This is a genomic window from Bacillus sp. JJ1533 (genome assembly GCF_036965045.1).
Classification (GTDB): Bacteria; Bacillota; Bacilli; order Bacillales; family Bacillaceae_L; genus Ferdinandcohnia.
The window spans coordinates 101,526-122,192 of the sequence record NZ_JBALOV010000032.1 but is presented as its reverse complement, the minus strand read 5'-3'; the positions used below and the strand labels follow the sequence as shown (position 1 = coordinate 122,192).

General features: G+C 36.8%; 22 protein-coding genes, 1 pseudogene and 1 riboswitch. Of the genes and pseudogenes, 8 read left to right on the top strand and 15 right to left on the bottom strand.

All coding sequences use genetic code 11. The annotated features are described in order from the left end of the window. Nucleotides 1-603: a class I SAM-dependent methyltransferase gene (locus V7138_RS17335; protein WP_335399623.1), complete on the bottom strand. Its 603-nt coding sequence runs from the start codon at nt 601-603 to the stop codon at nt 1-3. 141 nt (nt 604-744) lie between these two features. Between V7138_RS17335 and V7138_RS17330 the strand changes: the two genes are divergently transcribed. Further along, complete coding sequence (locus tag V7138_RS17330) at nt 745-1,065, top strand: LapA family protein (RefSeq protein WP_335399620.1); 321 nt, start codon at nt 745-747, stop codon at nt 1,063-1,065. A 32-nt stretch (nt 1,066-1,097) separates the two neighbouring features. On the opposite strand, the gene V7138_RS17325 is transcribed toward V7138_RS17330, so the two are convergent. Beyond that, the gene (locus V7138_RS17325; protein WP_438824371.1) at nt 1,098-3,290 is read right to left on the bottom strand and encodes an ATP-dependent helicase; all 2,193 of its coding nucleotides are present in this window, start codon (nt 3,288-3,290) and stop codon (nt 1,098-1,100) included. Between the two features lie 151 nt (nt 3,291-3,441). Between V7138_RS17325 and fumC the strand changes: the two genes are divergently transcribed. Next, the gene (gene fumC / locus V7138_RS17320; RefSeq protein WP_335399615.1) at nt 3,442-4,830 is read left to right on the top strand and encodes a class II fumarate hydratase; all 1,389 of its coding nucleotides are present in this window, start codon (nt 3,442-3,444) and stop codon (nt 4,828-4,830) included. A gap of 34 nt (nt 4,831-4,864) precedes the next feature. Here fumC and pepF read toward each other — a convergent pair whose 3' ends face one another. Then, nucleotides 4,865-6,655 carry an oligoendopeptidase F gene (gene pepF / locus V7138_RS17315; RefSeq protein WP_335399613.1) on the bottom strand — a complete coding sequence of 597 codons (1,791 nt, stop codon included), beginning with the start codon at nt 6,653-6,655 and terminating at the stop codon, nt 4,865-4,867. A gap of 135 nt (nt 6,656-6,790) precedes the next feature. Here pepF and V7138_RS17310 point away from each other — a divergent pair, with 135 nt between their 5' ends. Next, a complete protein-coding gene (locus V7138_RS17310) occupies nt 6,791-7,576 on the top strand; it encodes a hypothetical protein (protein ID WP_335399610.1) in 786 nt (261 codons plus the stop codon). A gap of 22 nt (nt 7,577-7,598) precedes the next feature. Here V7138_RS17310 and V7138_RS17305 read toward each other — a convergent pair. Further along, nucleotides 7,599-9,484, bottom strand: a pseudogene (locus tag V7138_RS17305) (terpene cyclase/mutase family protein). A 73-nt stretch (nt 9,485-9,557) separates the two neighbouring features. Here V7138_RS17305 and V7138_RS17300 point away from each other — a divergent pair. Both V7138_RS17300 and V7138_RS17295 read left to right on the top strand, forming a co-directional pair. Then, on the top strand, nt 9,558-10,700 hold the full coding sequence (locus tag V7138_RS17300; RefSeq protein WP_335399607.1) for a DUF2515 domain-containing protein: 1,143 nt from the start codon (nt 9,558-9,560) through the stop codon (nt 10,698-10,700). Continuing rightward, entirely contained in the window at nt 10,627-11,082 is a 456-nt protein-coding gene (locus tag V7138_RS17295) for a CBO0543 family protein (RefSeq protein ID WP_335399604.1), read from the top strand. The genes V7138_RS17300 and V7138_RS17295 overlap by 74 nt, the downstream gene beginning before the upstream one ends. 25 nt (nt 11,083-11,107) lie before the next feature. Here the strand turns inward: V7138_RS17295 and V7138_RS17290 are convergent, their stop codons facing one another. The 5 genes from V7138_RS17290 to V7138_RS17270 form a co-directional block, all read right to left on the bottom strand. Then, nucleotides 11,108-11,266 carry a hypothetical protein gene (locus V7138_RS17290; protein ID WP_335399602.1) on the bottom strand — a complete coding sequence of 53 codons (159 nt, stop codon included), beginning with the start codon at nt 11,264-11,266 and terminating at the stop codon, nt 11,108-11,110. Nucleotides 11,267-11,281: 15 nt separating this feature from the next. Next, nucleotides 11,282-11,728 (bottom strand): DUF5392 family protein, encoded by a 447-nt coding sequence (locus V7138_RS17285; protein WP_335399600.1) that lies wholly within the window; start codon nt 11,726-11,728, stop codon nt 11,282-11,284. A gap of 299 nt (nt 11,729-12,027) precedes the next feature. Then, entirely contained in the window at nt 12,028-12,507 is a 480-nt protein-coding gene (gene ybaK / locus V7138_RS17280; RefSeq protein ID WP_335399597.1) for a Cys-tRNA(Pro) deacylase, read from the bottom strand. Nucleotides 12,508-12,521: 14 nt separating this feature from the next. Next, complete coding sequence (locus V7138_RS17275) at nt 12,522-12,917, bottom strand: VOC family protein (protein ID WP_335399595.1); 396 nt, start codon at nt 12,915-12,917, stop codon at nt 12,522-12,524. A 110-nt stretch (nt 12,918-13,027) separates the two neighbouring features. Then, nucleotides 13,028-13,369 (bottom strand): VOC family protein, encoded by a 342-nt coding sequence (locus V7138_RS17270; RefSeq protein ID WP_335399591.1) that lies wholly within the window; start codon nt 13,367-13,369, stop codon nt 13,028-13,030. Nucleotides 13,370-13,471: 102 nt separating this feature from the next. Here V7138_RS17270 and V7138_RS17265 point away from each other — a divergent pair, with 102 nt between their 5' ends. Beyond that, nucleotides 13,472-13,990 (top strand): TetR/AcrR family transcriptional regulator, encoded by a 519-nt coding sequence (locus tag V7138_RS17265; protein WP_335399588.1) that lies wholly within the window; start codon nt 13,472-13,474, stop codon nt 13,988-13,990. A 30-nt stretch (nt 13,991-14,020) separates the two neighbouring features. Here V7138_RS17265 and V7138_RS17260 read toward each other — a convergent pair whose 3' ends face one another. From V7138_RS17260 to V7138_RS17235, 6 genes are all read right to left on the bottom strand, one after another. After that, nucleotides 14,021-14,539, bottom strand: a complete 519-nt coding sequence (locus V7138_RS17260) for a YfiT family bacillithiol transferase (protein ID WP_335399586.1) — start codon at nt 14,537-14,539, stop codon at nt 14,021-14,023. Between the two features lie 170 nt (nt 14,540-14,709). Then, complete coding sequence (locus V7138_RS17255) at nt 14,710-15,105, bottom strand: secondary thiamine-phosphate synthase enzyme YjbQ (RefSeq protein WP_335399584.1); 396 nt, start codon at nt 15,103-15,105, stop codon at nt 14,710-14,712. A gap of 24 nt (nt 15,106-15,129) precedes the next feature. Then, nucleotides 15,130-15,333, bottom strand: a complete 204-nt coding sequence (locus V7138_RS17250; RefSeq protein WP_335399581.1) for a zinc ribbon domain-containing protein — start codon at nt 15,331-15,333, stop codon at nt 15,130-15,132. A 59-nt stretch (nt 15,334-15,392) separates the two neighbouring features. Further along, nucleotides 15,393-16,289, bottom strand: coding sequence for a TIGR01777 family oxidoreductase (locus V7138_RS17245; protein ID WP_335399579.1), 897 nt, complete (start codon nt 16,287-16,289; stop codon nt 15,393-15,395). 145 nt (nt 16,290-16,434) lie between these two features. After that, the gene (locus V7138_RS17240; RefSeq protein WP_335399577.1) at nt 16,435-17,007 is read right to left on the bottom strand and encodes an ECF transporter S component; all 573 of its coding nucleotides are present in this window, start codon (nt 17,005-17,007) and stop codon (nt 16,435-16,437) included. A 161-nt stretch (nt 17,008-17,168) separates the two neighbouring features. Continuing rightward, nucleotides 17,169-17,298: riboswitch (FMN riboswitch) on the bottom strand. Nucleotides 17,299-17,415: 117 nt separating this feature from the next. Further along, nucleotides 17,416-18,417 (bottom strand): LLM class flavin-dependent oxidoreductase, encoded by a 1,002-nt coding sequence (locus V7138_RS17235; protein WP_335399574.1) that lies wholly within the window; start codon nt 18,415-18,417, stop codon nt 17,416-17,418. Nucleotides 18,418-18,600: 183 nt separating this feature from the next. On the opposite strand from V7138_RS17235, the gene V7138_RS17230 reads away from it, so the two are divergent. Together V7138_RS17230 and V7138_RS17225 are read left to right on the top strand one after the other, a co-directional pair. Then, nucleotides 18,601-19,851 (top strand): Nramp family divalent metal transporter, encoded by a 1,251-nt coding sequence (locus V7138_RS17230; RefSeq protein ID WP_335399571.1) that lies wholly within the window; start codon nt 18,601-18,603, stop codon nt 19,849-19,851. A 134-nt stretch (nt 19,852-19,985) separates the two neighbouring features. Then, nucleotides 19,986-20,667 (top strand): DUF421 domain-containing protein (locus tag V7138_RS17225; RefSeq protein WP_335399569.1); only part of this gene is annotated, 682 nt, incomplete at its 3' end.

The following is a 20,667-nucleotide window of genomic DNA, read 5'->3' as shown; positions in this document are numbered from 1 at the left end:
TCAGCACTCCTCTTTGATATTATTAATTTCCATCACAATGAATAGTCCATTGTATAAATCTTGTCTTTCGATGATTTTTAGACCGTTATGCTTAACCAGTTTTTCAGTCTCCCTATTTAAGCAGCATCCATCACAAACTCTTTTCCATGCAGGTGTTAGCCAATCCTGTAGCCTTGATAAAAAAGGATTCCTCATTTTTACATGTTCAAACATAAGAATGGTTCCATTGGGCTTACAAACTCTTTTTATCTCTTGTATGGCCTTCTCGGCATCAGGAATTGTGCAAAAAACAAGCGTGGCGACGACAGTGTCGTATGTGTTATCTTCAAAAGGTATTTTTTCTGCACCCGCTTGAACGATTTCAATTGGAACTGTCCCTTTTGCTTTATTCTCATTAGCTCTGTCCGTCATATGGGGATTAGGTTCGATTGCCGTTACCCTTTGGACATCTCGGTATAACGGGAAATTCACACCAGTTCCTGAACCAAGTTCAAGTACATGTCCGGTTGCCTTATTGAGCAATTGTCGACGAATGGAGATAAATTTTCTCTTTTCGAGTGGTTTCATAAAAAAATCGTATAGTGTAGGAAATAACGTACTCATACTTTCAACTCCAACTGTCTTTGGAATACATTCATTATATAATAGTTACTACACAGATTTCGAATATTTGGTATGCTGTAGAAAAAAGTAATCCTAAAATGGGGTAAGATATAAAGATGAAGAATAAAGGAGTTGTAACGATTGAGATTTCAATGGAATTTAATTTTAGGTTTAATCTTTGCACTTATTATTGCAATTTTTGCGGTTGTAAATGTCGATTCTGTACAAGTTAATTTTGTATTTGGTTATACAGAAATTCCTCTTATTTTAATCATTTTGGGTTCTGCGCTACTTGGTGGTCTGATTGTAGGTATGTTTGGTATTCTTCGCCAATACAAGCAGCAAAGACAAATCAAAAAGCTGGAGAAAGAGGTTGAGCAGCTTAAAACAGCTAAGAATCAAGACACATCAAAAGAGAAAAAGGATGTAGAAACAACTGAAAAAGCAGAAAGTGAAAAATAAGGAAAGGCACTGGACCATTCCTTTTCTCTATGTTATTTTACCTGAACCCCATCGGCAGACTCTAATAGCCCCATCTCTAAGCAGGTTTCAAGCAGTAAGGCTTTCAACTCTTTTTGAAATTGAATGTCGATTTTTTCATCCGTGATCGAAACAATTGTTCCGTGTCCAAACACGCGATGCTTTACGACCATTCCCTTTTGAATTTCATCCGCCCTCTTAATTGCATTCGGATTATATGGGAGAACCGACTTTTCACGAACTTGCTTTTTCATTGGTTCTGCCACGTGAACCCTAACCGGAGGTGAAATGATATTCTTCACATTGGCCACAAATCGTGACTGAGTAACGTCTCTTCCATTTTGTTTTTTATAAGACAAGAGTTCAAGTTCCTGTTCAGCACGTGTCATCCCAACATAAAAAAGTCTGACCGCTTCTTCCATTAGATTGCGCTCGCCATCTTTATATTTATTAATTTCGTCATGCGAAGGAATCACACCTTCGATCAAGTCAATCATAAAAACCTTTTTGAATTCAAGCCCCTTTGAACTATGAAAAGTAGTAAGAGTGACAGCATCCTTATTTTTATTTAATTTTGATACTTTCAACAGATTTTCTAGATGGTTTAATCTATCAGCAAATTGTTCCATTGTTTCAAGTGTATCTGCAATTTCCTCAAGTGTTTGAAGAACGGTTAACAAATAATCCATTTTAAAACCGAGCTTTTTGCTCATTTCCTTAAGTGTATGATCATAGCCAAGCTCATTTCGAATCAATTTAATTGCTTTTAGTGGCTTGACCCCCTTCATTTGTTGAAAGGTTTTCTGGCATGCTAGAATTTGCTTTACTTGATAGTCTTTTATTCCCTTATTTTGTAGTAGCCGTTCAAAAATGGATTCGCCGGGTTGCTTTTTTACGAGTTCGAACATTTGTTCCTTGGATAAATAAAACCCACATTTTGTGTAAATTCGCTGAAAGATATCGACTCGTTTATCTGTAAAAGTCATCCTCATAAAATTCAATATGTCAGTTACAATCCAATGGGAGAAAAAGCGATTATCAGAATCCTTTATATAAAAAGGTATTTGATTCCGATCCAGTTCATTAATAAGCATAATTGATGATGAGTTGTTCCGATATAATATCGCAATATCATTTTTCTTTTCTGCCAACTTAATTTCTTGGACAAGATACTTTGCTTGGATACGATAATCCTCAAATTGAGTGATAGAAATTGGTTTATGTTCGGGATTATTGGTGAACATGTTTTTGGTATAGCGGTCTTTGTTCCGTTTAATGAATCGATTGGCAACGTTGACAATATCCTTGGACGAGCGAAAGTTCTGCTCCATTTTTAGGATAACAGCATTCGGGTAAACTTTTTTAAAATCTAGCAAATACTTTGGCTCTGCGCCTCGCCAAGAATATATTGACTGATCATCATCAGCCACAACATATAGATTTTGATGAGGCTTTACTAGCTTTTCGATTATTTCATGCTGCACAAGTGATGTGTCTTGGCTTTCATCTGTCAGGATATAATCATAGCGGTTTTGATATTTTCGTAAGATCATTTCATCGCGGATAAATGCATCATTTGCAATGGTGAGCATATCGTCATAATCCAATAGGAGATTACTTGGATTTGCGTACTTTACTTTTTCATATTCCTCAAAAATGGCTTGTACAAACGGAATGTCACATTCAATTTTGTCCCACTCTTCCCGTGGAAGAAGCTTATTTTTAATAAAACTTATATAGGTTGTTAACTCCTCAAGCTGCTCTTCCGTGATATTCTCACCATTCATCAATTTGAAAATTTTCCGTAATAGCATTTTTTTATTGGGACCATTTTGGCTTCCTTCAATTAATTGGTAGGTGACTTTTTGTTTATATAAGTAGTCACGTACCACTTGAAATGCAAGGCTATGAATGGTTGAAAAATCGACTGAATCGACAGGGTAATCTGGAAAAAAGCGAGAGAACCTGTCTTTCATATCAGCTGCAGATGCACGACTAAAGGTCACAGCCTTTATGCGTGAGGGCTCTATCCCTTGTTCTTCAATTAAATATCCAATTCGCATAATCGTTGTGGTGGTCTTTCCTGAACCTGGAGACGCTAATAAAAGTAAAGGTCCCCTCGTATGGAGAACGGCTTTTTTCTGAACGTCACTAAGCTGTACACCAAGCTGCTCTTGTTTTCGCTTAAAAAAGCTTTCCCTGTTAATCACATTAGCCCACCTCCTCTTAACTTAAAAATCCAATATAAATTCTATCACTTTTTTGGCCAATGTTGTTGAAATACATATTGATTTCAAAGACATAAAACAAGGGAATATTTGGTACGTTATATAAAGAAGTTAATGAGGAGTGATCCACTTGAATTATAGAATTGAAAGAGACACGATGGGTGAGATAAAAGTTCCCGCTGACGCCTACTGGGCTGCCCAAACCCAACGAAGTAAAGAGAATTTTCGAATTGGAACGGAAAAAATGCCACATGAGGTAATTGAAGCCTTTGCAATATTAAAAAGAAGTGCAGCCATTACAAATGAAAAACTTGGTAAGCTAAGTGCAAATAAAACCACAGCCATCACCAATGCTTGTGACGAAATTTTATCTGGTCGCCTTTTTGAGCATTTTCCGCTTGTTGTCTGGCAAACTGGTAGCGGGACGCAAAGTAATATGAATGTAAATGAGGTTGTGGCAAATCGTGCCAACCAGTGGTTAAAGGATAATGGAATCAACGAGAAAGTCCATCCGAATGATGATGTCAACATGAGTCAAAGTTCAAATGACACTTTTCCAACTGCGATGCATATTGCAGGCGTGAAAGCAGTATATGAACGGCTTAAACCAGCGATTAATACATTACAAGCCACATTGCAAGAAAAGGAAAAAGAATTCGCAAACATTGTAAAAATTGGAAGAACTCATCTTCAAGATGCTACTCCTTTAACACTTGGACAAGAAGTTAGCGGCTGGGTTCATATGTTAAAGCGATCCAAGGAGATGATCATGGAATCGACTGAAAAAATGCTTGCGCTTGCGATTGGTGGCACAGCTGTGGGTACTGGGATAAATGCTCATCCGAAGTTTGGTCAAAATGTCGCAAAGGAAATTTCAGAATACACAAAGCTCTCTTTCTTCACTTCTGAAAATAAATTTCATGCTCTCACTAGTCATGATGAGATCGTGTATGCACATGGAGCTTTAAAAGGATTGGCAGCCGATTTAATGAAAATTGCAAATGATGTTAGATGGCTTGCGAGTGGCCCACGCTGTGGGATTGGAGAACTAATAATACCTGAGAATGAACCTGGAAGCTCCATTATGCCTGGAAAAGTAAACCCCACTCAAAGTGAAGCTTTTACAATGGTTGCTGTGCAGGTGATGGGAAATGATGCCACAATAGGAATTGCTGCAAGCCAAGGGAATTTTCAGCTTAACGTTTTTAAACCGGTGATTATCTATAATTTTCTTCAAACGGTTCGGCTTTTAGCGGATTCAATGGAATCTTTTAATAAAAACTGTGCAGTTGGTATAAAAGCAAACGAAACGATTATCGCTAATAACCTTCAAGATTCTTTAATGCTCGTAACAGCTCTAAATCCTTATATTGGGTATGAAAAGGCTGCGTCAATTGCAAAGCATGCTCATAAACACAATACCTCTTTAAAGGAAGCTGCCGTACAGCTAGGAATTTTAACAGAAGAACAATTTGACAAATACGTAAATCCAAAAGAAATGGTTCATCCTAAGGAATGAAAAATAGCCTTCCCATGTTGGAAGGCTACCCTTTTTACAGCTTTGAAAATTCTTCTACTAATTCATTAAATTTCTTTAGTGAATTTTCAATTGGATATGGGGTTGTTAAGTCTACTCCAGTCTTTTTCAACAATTCGAGCGGGTAGTCAGAACTGCCGCTCTTTAAGAACTCGAGATAAGAACGCAACGTCGTTTCGTCCCCTTCTAGAATCTTTGTTGCGATATGAATCGCTGAAGCAAATCCTGTTGCATACTTATACACATAAAACGGACGGTAAAAATGGGGGATTCGTGCCCAACCATATTTGACTTCGTCATCAAACACAAGTTCTTCACCATGGTATTCTCTAAACAATCCTTCATAGACTTCGCTAAATGATTCTACATTTAATGGTAGCCCTTGTTCAGCCATTTCATGGGTCTTCTTCTCAAACTCCGCAAACATAACCTGAGTAAATAAAGTTCCTTTAAATTTATCAATAAAATGATTGATGAGGAATTTCTTGACCTCCGCATTTTCTTCTGTATTCAATAGATAGTTTATTAAAAGCACTTCGTTGACGGTTGAAGCGACCTCTGCAACAAATATACTATAACGAGCCGTAATTTGCGGTTGGTGCTCGGAGCTTAATTTACTATGAACCCCGTGACCGCATTCATGAACCAGCGTAAATAAACTATCCAGGTCATCCTGATGATTTAAAAGGATATACGGATGCACTCCATACACACCTAAATTATAAGCTCCTGAACGCTTTCCAGGCGTCTCCCTTACATCGAAATATCGGGATTTTCTAAACTCCTTAAGTGTATTGATATAATCATCGCCTAATGGAGCAAGTGCCCTACACATGGTTTCGAATGCTTCTTCGTAGGAGATGTCCTTCTTTGCCCCACTAACAAGTGGCACACTTAAATCGTATTGGCGAAGCTCATCTAAGCCTAATTTTTCCTTGCGCAGCTTCACGTATTTGTACATGGCTCCGATATTATTCTTTGTGGTTTCGATTAGATTTTCATAGACGTCTTTTGGAACATTATCGCCAAATAAAGCTTTTTCAAGTGCGGATGGATAATGCCTTAACTTTGAGATTGTGACATTATTTTTAATTGATGCTGACAATGTGGAGGCGATTGAATTTTTCAAGTGTACATATGGCTCATAATAGGCCTTATAAGCTTCTCTTCGCTTATCACGGTCTTCATCCTCAATTAACTTTGCATACATTCCTCTCGTTAATTCAACCTTTTCATCATTATCCTTCGTGACCTTGCCAAAGCGAATATCGGCATTATTTATCATTCCATACGTCGTACTTGGTGCGGAGAGTGCCTCACCTAATCGCGATAGAATTTCTTCTTGGTCTTTATTTAATACATGTGGCTTGTAACGGAAGGATTCCAGCAGTTCTTTTTCAAAATACTCAAGCCCTTCTTCTTCAGAAATGTACTGTTTCAAGGTTTCTTCATCTAAGCTTAAAAGAAATGGCATAAAAAAAGAATTCGCTGAGCTTACCTTCACACTAAGCTGTTTAGCGCGGTCCAAATAAGATTGTGAATTCGTTACTCGGGTGTCTTCATCTACCTTTAACATTGCATAGGCATAGAGCTTGTTAAAGTGGAAAGACATTTTTTCACTTAATGTTAAATACTCACATAATGAATGTCCATCATGGATATTTCCATCAAATTCTCCGAGGTCCTCCCCCATTTTTTCAATAAGCTGATAATCTTCCTCCCATTTACGTAGGTCCGCATAGAGATCATCTAAGTTCCATTTCTCTTGTTCAGGTACTTCATTTCGAGACGTATACGTAGTTGTCATAGCAATTCTCCTTTGAAAAAAATTTAAACCCTTTAAATATGTAAAAAAGAAATATATGATATGAAATAGATATGTTTCATTTTATTTTATATTAATTACATAAATTTGTAAAAAATGAAAGGATGTTGTTCATACATGGCGAACAAATTGCCTCATGTAGAAGATTCTTTGGGAACTGTGTACCTTCCTCCAAAAGGGGACTACGAAACATTTATAGACGAAGCACACTATGAAGAAAAGATTCGTGAATGGGGCTTATCAGTTAAAAAAGAGTATTGGTATAAAGAAAGAACGCATCAACGAATCGTTAAGATAAAAGGCTATGAGGTATACGGTAAAACACAAGAACATAACACAATTGTACTTGAGTTTGAGGATGGCAATTTAACTTGTATTCACCCTGCCTATCTAAAAGAGATGCAATCACCAGGTTTTGCGAAAGCTGCTATTTCAGATTCAGCAGTAGCTCCGTCAAAGAATAAGGAATCAACTACTAAGGCTGAGGCTAAGAAAACAGGAACAACTGAATCAAAGTTAGTTGTTAAAAAGGAGCAACCTGAGAAAAAGGCCAAAAAAGAAAAAGTACCAAAAATTGAGTTGCCCACGGACAAGGTTCACTTTACCGCTTCAGTTAAACAATTTGCACTAACATGGAACCATTTTAACGAAGATAATGATGAAGTAGTTGTACTTGAAAATGTCATTATTCAACAGGACGACCCAATTGAAATAGGATTAGCTTGGTGTTCTCATTCCAAGACATTAAAGAAATTAGAGCTTGAACCCGGAAATACCCTTGAATTTGATGGAAAGATTGTGAAAAAGAAACTCGCTAAAGGTAAAGATGTCGATGAAGAATTCATCATTGAAGATCCGGTTCACTACAAAATCAATAACCCATCAAAACTTAAGAAAAGCTAAAAGAGCAGAAAAACCTGTTCTTTTAGCTTTTTTCTCTATATTTCTTTTTGTAATGTGCGAGTGCTAATAGCGGGAAAATATAACGATAGCTGTGATAATGAATATAGAAGTCCCCTGGAGCACCTTGACCTTTCGGATATTGTGTTGTCCAATCGTTTCGGTCTAAATTAGACATTATAAATTCAATGCCTTTATCAATTGTATTCGTCGTCTTATCACTAGCTGAGATAAGAGCATCCACCGCCCACGCAGAATGTGTTAATGTACTTTCATTCAAAGGTACATATTTATTTTTATTATCACTTTTACATGACTCTCCCCAGCCTCCATCCGAATTTTGAATCGATTCTAGCCATGTGACAGCTCTTTTTATTGAAGTATGTGTAGGTAAAACACCAACCTCACGTAAGCCTGTAACCGCACCCCATGTACCATAAATAAAGCAAATTCCCCACCGTCCATACCAGGAACCATTTTTTTCTTGATTTTTTAAAAGCCATTCAATGGCTGATTTAATAGATGGGTGGTTATTTTGTAGATTCGTATATTTACCAAGATACTCAAGTGCTCGGCCTGTTAAATCGGCGGAAGAAGGATCAGTCAAAATGTAATCTGCTTTTTCGATTGGTAAAAAGCTAAGAAGCTTACTATCTGTATTTTTCTCAAACGCAGGCCAGCCCCCATCATCGTTTTGCATAGTCAATAGCCACTGTATCCCTCTGTCCCACGATTGCCTATATAATGGTTCATATTTAACCATTCTTGCAATTGAACGCAAGGAAGCGGTAGTGTCATCAACATCGGGATGAATTGTATTCATGTCTGCAAAGCCCCAACCACCAGGAAAACCGGAAAGATTTTGAACTACCCAGTCTCCGTATTTAACATGTTGGCGCTTTAACAAATAATGATTTGCTTTTCTAATCATGGAATCGGTTAACGGAACACCTGCTTCCTGTAAAGCATAGCTAAGGAGCGATGTATTCCAGACATCGGCAGTAGTGTATTGCATATGAACATGACCGTTAATGACTGTTTTCATTCGTTTTAAGCCATTTACAGCATTTATAATAATTGGATGATTTTTTGGATAACCCAAGCTAAGTAAGGAAAAGACCATCAGAAATGTTGAGCTAAAATAACCTAGAAATGTTCCATCCGGCTCAATCCTGCGAAGTATATATTGTGTTGCTTGTTCAGTTGCCAGATGGCGAAGATAAGAAGGAAATCCGATTAAACGATTGATAGCCTGTTTGATATTTGAATAAAACGATCGCCATTCATTTGAATCTCGGAACTGAAAAACGTCTTCGTCTCTCTGACTATCTAAGTCAGACAAGTCAGGAGTCTTTTTTGTTGTTAAACTATACTTTTTGTCTGCAAGAATCATAATTGGCGTAATATTAGCTCTTCCGTATACTGAAAAACGATAAAAATGAATCGGAAATGAGTGTGGCAACAGGATAAGTTCAAGAGGCAGTGGAACAAAAGCTGGCCATTTAGCTGACCTGTCACTGCAAGCATAAATTTTGTTAAGATGTGAGTTTGTTTGAGCCCCCCATTTTTTTCAATAAAGGATCTCGCGAGTTTCATTTTCAAGTCGCTTTTTTCTATATAACCCGAATAAAGCAATGCATAATATGCCTCCACTGTTGCCGAGATATTTCCTTCTCCTTCGTCATAAAAAAGTTTCCATGCTCCATTTTCTTCTTGTCGACTCAAAATTCGTTTTGTTAATTGTTCAATCAATTTCTCATCATTTATTTCAAGGCTTCTTAATAAGATAATCATATAACAATCAGTCGATATTCCTGTTTCAAAGGGATATTTCCAAGCTCCATTGGATGATTGGTCCTTCCGAATGGTGCCAATCAGCTGTTGTATGCCATCGTTTACTTTGTCAAACATATGTAACCTCCCTTCATCTATTCCATACATATTCACCGTAAGTCAAGAGCATTCATTGAGGAGGTCATCATTAATGTGCAAATTTTTCAAAAAGAAGAAACTCCCACTCTCTGAATCTCTAATACGAATCAAAAAAGATCTAAAGAAACGCCAAAAAAGACCAGTATTTTTGCACCCACTTACTTTGGAGGAACGTGTCTTGATTCAGCAAATTAAAGGGATGACAAATAGCCTTAATCTAAATAACGTAACAAGGACAAAGGCTTATCTGGATTTCTATGTGGCCCATCCCGAAATTCATTGGGCATTCCTTGGCCATATGGTGTCCCGCAATGGTGGCTGGACTATGACAGACTTAAATGGTGGACAGCTTTCAAGGCTTTTAACTAGGAAGGAAGCAGAATCCTATTTTTCATTTTTGGAACGTGGAAATTGGTTAATTTTCCAGGATGCTTTTCCACAATTTCTACTCTATGAGGCAAGTAAACTATATCAGCAAAATTTATTTTACCTCCTCCCTCATTTTCATGTTTCTATTTTTATGGAATCCATTTGGAATGAGTTCTGGATGAGGCAAAATTCGTATACACTCACCGTTGCCCAAATTATTAATGAGCAAAGCTACCTAGAGGATCGAGTGATATTAAATCCTCATTATAAAAAAGAAGTCTTTGATACATTGGGATTCAAGCTTCAGGATTTATTTGATTTAAATCATATTTTATTTCCTTATGAAAAAAACGGGAAAATTCACTTTATCGGTCAAACCCTCCATCAATTTAAAAGTGTCCGTGAACGCATCTTGTTAGGTAAACGTTTATATACCGTCTTATTTGCCGATCATAAACGACTTAAAAAAATAGAAAACTGGGCGAGGAATGTCCAACATTCAGGTTCAAGAAAGGATTACTGGCCGCATATTTTTAATAATGTAGATGAAGGACTACCCGGCTTCTTATTAAAATCACGTGTAAAATCCTGTGAACTCACACAAGGTTCTCCAAGAATATACAGTCCTCGATTAGAGATGGCTTGGAAAAATAGAAAACATACGCCTTCTGAGATTGGGGATTGGTACAAGGATTGGGAAGTGATTTACTATCTGACAGACGATAAAGAAAAAGTGGATGGAGAGATTCTTAATGAATATTGTAAAACCCTTGAAAAATTCGAACTCGCAGCCATTGCCAAAAAGGCCATTTCCATTTTGGACTAATAGAGGACTACTCGTTACCATATTACTTGGAACCTTAATCGGTACATATCTGGATCTTTATTATGTTGGAAAAGATTTTTACTTTTTTCCGATGCGTCCTTTTCCTGATATTTTTTCTATTCATATAGGCTTTACCCTTGTTGGATTGCCACTCATACTTGTTGCCTTTCTTTTAATCTGTAAAAAATTTACTATAGTGGGAAAGATAAGTGCTATACTAGTTCTCTCATCCATCATGACGGTTGGTGAAAAACTGTCTGAAGGGTTTGGCTGGTTTGTTCATAACTCCTCGTGGATGCATATGTATTCACTCTATGGATATACAATCTACCTGTCTCTCATGCTCATTGTCTATTCTTATGTAAGCAAGGAAAAAACCTGACTCACGTATGGGTCAGGTTTTCCATTTACAATCCTAAAGAAAGCTTACTTCTTTTTTTACAAAGGGTTGCATTTACTCCTTGGCTTTGTAGTTTCCTAAGGATTTGATGAATCGTTTTTTTAGGCTTTTCTTTTTTTGCATGTTCTTTGTCCTCTAGCGTTACTTCGTAATTTGAGTGCTTCATTGTGTTAAAACTCCTTTAGGAATAAAGATTTCGCTTTTCTCTCTGTTTTTCCTCATTTAAAAATTCAATAAAAAAGTGTAGTGCAAGTTTTGGTTGGTTTTGAAGACGTGAAATATAATCTTGCTGACGTCCTGATGTGACCACATCACTCTTTTTTATCCTTTCAATAATATATTCGGATGAAATGGTTTCTATTTCTTTCTTCTTAAACCTTGCTTCTTTTGATAAAGCGAATCCAATTGCACCAATGATGGCATAAATAAGAAGTGAAGGAATAGCTTCTTGTGTAAATGGAATAAAAAACAACAAGAAAACTAAGTTAATGAGTGAAATCGTGATCATTGGAAACGACCAAAACATGTATTTAGATGTTTTCATCATTATTGGAGCAATTTTTTTATGTAGCTGTTCAAGTTCCTTTGTGATAAATACTGGCAAATTCTTTGTCGTAAAAATATTCATGAAAAACTCCCCTTCCTACTAGATAAGTGAGCACTTGGACTTGGCATTAAAACTAGGCAATATAGAAAAGACCTATATCACGATTGATATAGGTCTAAAAAATCAAAAAAGACCTATACCATGTTTTTGGTAAGGTCTTGCTAACAACGGTATAGTTGCCAACAAAGCCGAGAGATTGTATCTCTGTATTGACGACTTTGCTGTTAAAGCTACTCCCCTTAGAGTATCTAATTATTATATCTATTTTATCATAAATGATGAGTTCTAACAACCCATTCATGACTGATTGCTGTTGTACATTATTCTTTCGTGATGTCTACTATTTCTCCGTTTGTTGCAAATGTTAAATCATCAACTTTTAGCTCGACCTGCATACCAATTTTTCCAGCGCTAACAATGATGCTGTCTAGACTCACAGCATGCTCATCAATAAATGTCGGATATGCTTTTTTCATACCAATAGGTGAACAGCCACCTCTTATATATCCAGTATGTTTTTGAATATCCTTTACGTGTACCATTTCGACTTTTTTGACTTTAGCTACTTTAGCGGCCTTTTTAAGATCGAGCTCTTCTTCGACTGGAATGACAAACACAAAGATGTCATTGCTGTTTCCATGGGTTACTAATGTTTTATAAACCTTTTTAGAATCCAGCCCTACCTTTTGGGCAACTGATACCCCATCAATTTTTCCGTCATTACTCTCATATGTATGAATCTTGTATTCAATTTTTCTAGAATCTAAAATCCTCATGGCATTTGTCTTTCCTTTTGCCATTGGAAAGCCCCCTTTTATTTAGACAAGCCTAAAATTGTTTTCTTTCGTTCATCCTTCTCAGATTCATTGTGGTATTCAAATAGTCCAACTCTATTTCCCCACGGGTCTGAAAATGTGGCCCATTTTACCGGGACCTCTTCCCTTGAATAAATTTCGAATGGTTCTATTTTTAAATCTTGTATCAGCCTATCACGTTCTTTTTCAAGATTGTCTACACCAAATCTTATTGGTCCGGAACCAACTGAAGGATCACCTTCTGCAATCTGCAACCAGCATCCAGGTAGAAGCTCCCACTCAGCAAAGCCATCATGAGGAATAAAATCAGGGTATTTCTGTAGGAGCGTTTCATACCATTTTTGCCCAATAGAAATATCACTAACCCGAAATTGAAAGGTCATTTCATAAATCAAATGAATCCCTCCTCGATTATTTTATCCATATGTATTCTCTAACTAAATCTCGGATTCCTCTTTTTTACAAATAAAAAACAGACAGGACTTAACACTGTCTGTATAAATCATTATTGTTCTTTTGTAAAATCTAGGATACGAATGGGGTTTTCGGAATTGTCTAAATAGATAGCATAACGTCCAGGTGGAATGTCGTGAGGTTGTCTAACAAAATGAAGGTGATCTTTGTTCTGATTGTAAAATTCGTCTACACTATCGATCAAAAAGACACCACCTGCAGAAAGTCCTTCGTCTTCATCCTCAATCATAAGACGAATATCTGTGTTTGGTAAATGAATCGCAGCCGTATGTTCTCCTTCCCTCCATGCTTCTTCGAACCCTAATTTTTCACGATAAAATGCAAGAGATTCTTTAAGGTTTTTCACAGGGTGGTACAAAAAAAGTAATTTCATGTCTCTCCTCCTCAATTAGATTAATTAATTATGTATTACATAAATGACTTATGTATAACGTAATTCATTTACGTTTCTTTGTCAATATGTTATCATCATGTTATGAAAGAGTGGATACCGATACCAGGAACTAATAAAGATTTAATACTTAAGGTGGCTTTAGAGGAATTTAGTAGCAAGGGATACAAAGTGGTTAATATTACAGAGGTTGCTGAAAAAGCGAATGTGACAACTGGTGCTATTTATCACCACTTTGGGTCAAAATCAAAACTTTATGAAATCATTCGAGCAGAAATGGAACAAAGGATTTTAGACAGAATGGAGGGCGCCGTATCTTTATTTGAAGATACATTTAAAAAAATGGAAGCTGCATTGATAATTGGATTGAATTTTGCAGTGAAGGCAAATATTTGTCGTTTACTTTGTGAGGAATCTCCGGGTAAAAATAAAGATAAGGTGGAATCTTTTTTTAACGAATTGATGTCGGAATCCTCCCTTCCTATTTATATGATCGTTACTGCTTCATGGAGATCCATCTTAAAATCACTTGCAGAAGGTGATATCACACATGAACAAGCAAAAGAATTGATCAAATGGATGTTTAATAAAAAAACGAATTAAAAAGCAATGCGGCATGCATTGCTTTTTAATTTACCAATTTTTATTTTTTACTAAAGTCGTGATATGTGCTAAATGGTGGTTGCCATGCCAAGCACAGAATCCTAAAAAGACACCTAATTTCATTTCTCCACCTTCTGGGTGAATATACGCAAGTTGGAAATCATCCATGGAAAAGTTTCGTAAGAGCGTAACCCAGCGTTGGTGGACACCATCAATGATCGTTAATGAAGCATCTACTGGTAAAGTAGAATCAGATAATTCAGCCCATTTTGATTCATCATACGGTTTAATAACAGGAGTGTTTTCCGTAACAGCTAACTTAAAACGTATATATGAATTCATTGACGCATCTGCAATATGGTGAACAACCTGACGAAGTGTCCATCCCCCATTACGATAAGGTGTATCAAGCTGTTGATCTGTTAGATCTTTCACTGCATCCTTTACTAAAGATGGTAAAGTCTCAATTTCTTTTATCCAATCCGCTACTATTTCTTCTGTCAAAGCTCCATCGAACTGGAATTCTCCTATCGGATAACGCTCATCCATCCAACTTCCCCTCCCACAAAATTTTAATAATAAAATACTTACTACTATAGTAGCAAAACTGAGAGAAATTTTCTGCTAACATATTATAAGGATGTTGCAAATGAGTGTTTCAAATGGCGCTAATTGTATGTAAAACGGAGAATAGGCGAATCTTTTATAGATTCGCCTAGTTACACAATTTTTACATAAAAGGTTCGAGTGCGTGGACCATCAAACTCACAAAAATAAATCCCCTGCCACATACCTAAAAGCAAACGTCCGTCTGTGATAATAACATGTTGTGAAGCCCCGACAGTGCTTGCTTTCATATGCGCAGCTGTGTTTCCTTCCAGATGACGGTCAAGCTTATGATCCCAAGGATATATTTCATCAAAACGACGAATCATATCAGTTTTTACATCCGGATCTGCATTTTCATTAATCGTTATCCCAGCCGTTGTATGCGGGCAATAGATAATTACAGCTCCCTCTCTCACTCCACTTTCATCAATAACGGATTGAACTTTATTTGTTACATCAATCATTTGGTCACGATTATTTGTTTGTAACGAGAACTTATGCAGCATATGTTTGTTATCCCCTTCTGCAAATTATCCAAAGAATAGATCAAGAATATTTGATGCCGTTGAAGAATTCTTGTTATAGAATTCTGAGTAACCACAGTTTTTACAAAACACCACCGTAAAGCGATTGTTTTGAATATCTAACATTTTAGTAAGCCCAGAGCCAGTCATCGATACATCCTTTGTGCCAGCATTCGTACTTCCACATTTAACACAGCCTTTACTTTCCATAAAATCCCCTCCAATTTTAGTTCTAACACTATTGTTTACGGATTTATAGGAAAATAGTTTCAAAAATCTTGATTAGTTATTTGCGTAAGAGCCTCATCAATTGTCGGGTATGTAAACACAAAACCTTCTTTTTCAAGGCGTTCTGGGATTACCCATCTACTTTTTAAAATTAATTCAGTTTCTGTTCGTATAAAAATCGCACCAAGTTCAAGGAGCCATGCCGGTGCTGGCAAGCCAACATTTCGTTTGTAAGCTTTTCGGAGACTATTCATTAATTCACGATTTGTAATGGGATTAGGAGTTGAGCAATTAAATACTCCTGTAAGGTGGTTGTGATCTCGAATTAAAAGAATAATATTGAACAAATCTTCTATGTGAATCCAACTAAATTTTTGAGTGCCTGGTCCCTGAATCCCACCAAGGCCAAACCGAACTAGGTTTTTATATGGGATCATCACACCCCCATCCGCTCCTAGGACAATTGAGATTCTTAGGACTACCTGTCTTATATTTTGATATTGATAAGAAAAAAAGGTTTCCTCCCATTTTTTTGCAACATCTACGGAAAAACCATTGCCAATATCGCCTGTTTCTTCTGTCATTGGTCTATCTTCCGCATGCCGGTAAATGGTTGCTGTGCTTGAATTGATCCATAAGTCCGGTGGATGTTTACATTCATTGAGAGCATCTCCTAAAATACTTGTAGTCTTTATTCGTGAGTTAAGAATTTCTTGTTTATTTTTTTCATTGTATCTACAGTTTACAGATTTCCCTGCAAGATTAATAAGCATTTCTGAGTCCTCAAGAGCTTGTACAATACTTTCTCTATCATCCCATGTGATATTGGGTTCATTTCTTGAAATCACTTTTACTTCATAGCCTAGGTCAGTAAATTTCTTTGAAAAATAAGTACCTACAAAACCAGTACCACCGGCAAGGACGATTTTCTTTTTCATTGCCCCATCCCCCTTTTATATAACCACTACTATTTTACCATTTTCTGGTGCTGAATGCGAAATACGAGTATAACAGCCGACTAAACAAAATATCCCATATAACAAAAACAAGCACCCGCTTCTGGGTGCTTGCCTATCATTAGATTTATATCGAAGCTTGTTTATTAATCCATGGATGCAGACGGGTATATAACAACAAGAAGATTATTGTGACAATCAATCCTTTAAGGAAGTTAAATGGAAGGATTGCGTAAACCACCATTTTGAGTGTTTCTGGTGCTGACATCGCCGGGATATTCAAGAAAAAGTTGAATGCCGGTAAGAAGACATAGTAGTTAAGAACACTCATGATGATTGCCATCATAACGGTACCGCCAATTAATCCAAGTGTTAAGCCTAATTTTGTTTTTAATAGTCTAAAAATGTAGTAGGTTGTTAGGACGAAAATAATTCCCGCTACAAAGTTTGAGATATGTCCGACTGGAACTCCCGTTTCACTGCCTGTGATGAAATAATCAATCATATTCTTGAATAATTCAACTAAGATTCCGGCCATCGGTCCAAAAATGAGTGCTGCAAGTAATGCAGGAACATCGCTAAAGTCGACATTCAAAAAGCTTGGGAATGTTGGCAATGGAAAGTTGAGAAACATTAAGATGTACGAAATCGTACTCAACATTGCAATTGCCACAAATTGACGTAAAGGTATTTTCTTCATTTTTTCTTTCCTCTCCTCTTTTGTCGATCCACCTCAAAAGAAGAAAGGTTCAGCAATTTAAGTCATACCCAAATAAAAACCCCCAAGAATGGATTCTTGAGGGAGTTAAAGGTATGCTTAATAAACGTTCAATCATTAAAAAATTTTCGAACGCGCAGAACCTCCATCTTCTCCCATCCAGACTATACTGTCGGCTTTGGAATCGCACCAAATCCTGCCTTACGGCTCGCGGGCTTAGAGAGTAATCTCATCACCGCCGGTCGGGATTTTCACCCAGCCCCGAAGATAGATCAATATTAATTTCTACTTTATAGTATCAAGTTTTATATCCGTTGTGAAGCAATTTGCTTCAAATACTTCCATTTTGTTGAACTTACTCCAACAAAAGTAGTACGTTCCCGAAATTCTTTACTTCCCATCGACAACTTCTTTTAAAATTTCGTATGATCGCTTTTGTTTATCCGGGTCATAGATGTATGAAACGGCCATTAGTTCATCAACATTATATTTTTCTTGGAAGCTTGTTAATTGGTTGCGAATCGATTCTTTGCTACCTAATAATGTAACACTGGACATGGAAGTAGCCATTTCTTTTTCAGGCTGGTTCCATAACTCATCCATATTATCAACTGGTGGCAATAATGGGTTCTGTGAACCGCGTACAACGTTCAAGAAAAATTGTTGCATGGTTGTGAGTTCTCGTTTAGCTTCTTCATCCGTTTCAGTTGCAATTACATTTAGGCAAACCATCATGTATGGTGAATGTAAATATTCGGATGGTACAAAACGGTTGCGGTAAATGGAAATTGCTTCTTCCATGAATCTTGGTGCAAAATGGGAGGCAAATACATACGGAAGTCCTAATTTTGCAGCCAAATGAGCTGAATCTGTTGAAGAACCCAAAATGTAGATTGGCACGCTTGTACCAACTCCAGGAAATGCTTTTACATAACCTTGGCGTTCCATAGGACCAAAGTATGTAAGTAATGCATTTACATCATTCGGAAACGTATAAACGGAATCATTATGAGAACGTCTTAATGCACTTGCTGTCATCATGTCCGTTCCAGGAGCACGTCCAAGCCCTAAATCAAGGCGGTTTGGATAAATAGTAGCCATTGTCCCGAATTGTTCAGCTACAACTAGTGGCGAGTGGTTCGGAAGCATGATTCCGCCTGAACCAACTCTGATTTTTTCTGTGTGCTCCAAAGTATGTTTAATTAAAATGGATGTCGCAGAACTAACTAATGTTGGTGAATTGTGATGTTCCGCAATCCAGTATCGGCTGTATCCCATTTTTTCAGTAGCTTGAGCTAAGTCAACCATGGCATCTATTGCGTCTTTTTGATTTTGTCCCTGACGAATGGGTGCAAGATTTAAAACCGAGACGGGAATATTTATATTTGTCATTTGCTCATATCCTTTCTTCACCTTAATTTATTACTATCTTATCAATTGATAGAACAGAAACAAATTTTCTTGCTTGGAAATATTTCACTTCCAAAATTCAGACTATTAGACCAAGTTTATTTATTTTAATTGTGATATAATTTTAAAATATATTTTATTTTACACCATGAAAGGGGTTACTTTATGTCGAATCTCAATACGCCAATACAGGCACCTACGAGTTATAAAAAGAAATTGGCTATGATTGGTCCAGGTTTTGTAGCAGCAGCAACGGGGGTCGGAACCGGTGACCTTGTCGCAGCATTAGTTGCAGGTGCAGGCTTTGGACTTGTATTTGTTTGGGCAATTATTCTTGGTTCTATTTTTAAATACTTTTTAAATGAAGGTGTAGGTCGTTTGCACCTTGCCACAGGTAAGACGATCATTGAAGGCTGGCAGCAGATGGGAAAATGGGCTACTGGATATTTCGGGGTATACTCTGTCATTTGGGGATTCGTATATGGAGCTGCAGCAACATCAGCCTGTGCTTTAGCTATGACGGCAATGTTCCCTGTCCTTCCCTTTTGGGTATGGGCAGTTATACATGCCATTGTAGGTTTTCTCCTCATTTGGAGTGGTCGTTATCTCCTATTTGAAAAAGTTATGATGGTTCTAATAGGTCTAATGTTTGTTACAGTAATAGGCTCTGCAGTGTTATTTTTACCTAACATTGGCGACTTTTTTAAAGGTTTTGTTCCGACAATTCCTCAAGGGTCTTTTATGCTTGCACTCGGGCTTATCGGTGGCGTAGGTGGAACAATTACGATGGCTTCCTATGGCTATTGGTTAAAGGAAAAAGGTTGGAAAGGTAAAGACTGGATTCCCATGATGAGATTGGATTCAAAGGCAGCCTATATTATGACTGCATTGTTCACTTTATCTCTCTTAATTGTTGGAAGTCAGTTTCTTTATGGGTCTGGAATTGAAATTCAAGGAGAACAAGGGTTATATCAATTATCAGAGATGATTGGTGACAAATTTGGAAGTGTTTTTACATGGCTTTTCTTACTTGGATTTTGGTCTGCAGCATTTTCTTCTCTCTTAGGAGTTTGGAATGGGGTCCCTTATCTATTTGCAGACTTTGTCCGGCTTATGAAAAAGGAACATAATCGCTCAGTAACTGAAAAGGATCCAGCATACCGTGCCTTCTTAGCATGGCTAACCTTCCCTCCAATGCTTCTTTTATTTTTTGGTAAACCTGTCGAATTAATTATTTTATACGGTGCTCTTGGAGCTTTGTTTATGCCATTTTTATCAATAAGTTTATTGTGGTTGCTTAATTCCAAACGTATTGGAAAAGAGTATAGTAATAGTTTACTGTCTAATATTGTCTTATCGGCATGTTTGGTCTTATTTGGTATTCTGGCCTTTCAACAATTAGTTGGATTATTCTAAAGCATACTAAAACACTTTCTATTTCGGACCATAGGAAGTGTTTTTTTATTGTTATTTTAAAGGAATAAAATTTAATAGTAATAATGTACTAAGTGCAAACTAATTATGGAAATTTAGGTTAAGGTGGAGTAATTATGCATTTTTTTGCTGCCCAAGATCATCTCACTATCATTGAATGGATTCTCAGAGCAATCGTTGGCTTTGCGTTTTTTGTTGTAGTCGCTAGAATGATGGGGCAACGAACGATATCACAAGTTGGTCTACTCGACTTTGTAATCGTCTTACTAATTGGCAATATTATTGCTCATCCATTATCAGATGAAGGATTGGGTTTAGAAGGTTCGATGATTACAATGACAGTAGTTTTAATCCTTTATTTAATTGGGATTTTCCTAAGTTTACGTTCAAATAGAATAAGAAAATTGTTTATCCCCGCACCTATCCCACTTATTGAAAATGGAAATATACTTTATAAAAATTTGAACAAAGCAAGGATTTCCATTGATGTACTTTTAGCAGAATTAAGGATGAAGAATGCGGAAGATATTGAAAAGGTTGCTCTAGCTTTTTGGGAGCCAGGTGGATCTATTTCACTCTTTTTAAAAAGTGAACACCAACCACTAACACCGAGTTCATTTAACCAACCTATTAAACCATTCCAATATCCTAGGACTTTAATTAAAGAGAAAAAGATTGAATTTAATGAGCTGCAGCAAATTGGTAAAGATGAAGATTGGTTATTACAAAAAATTTCAACAACCTACAAAAATGTTACACTTAATGAAATTTTACTCGGAACAATCGACGAAAATGGTC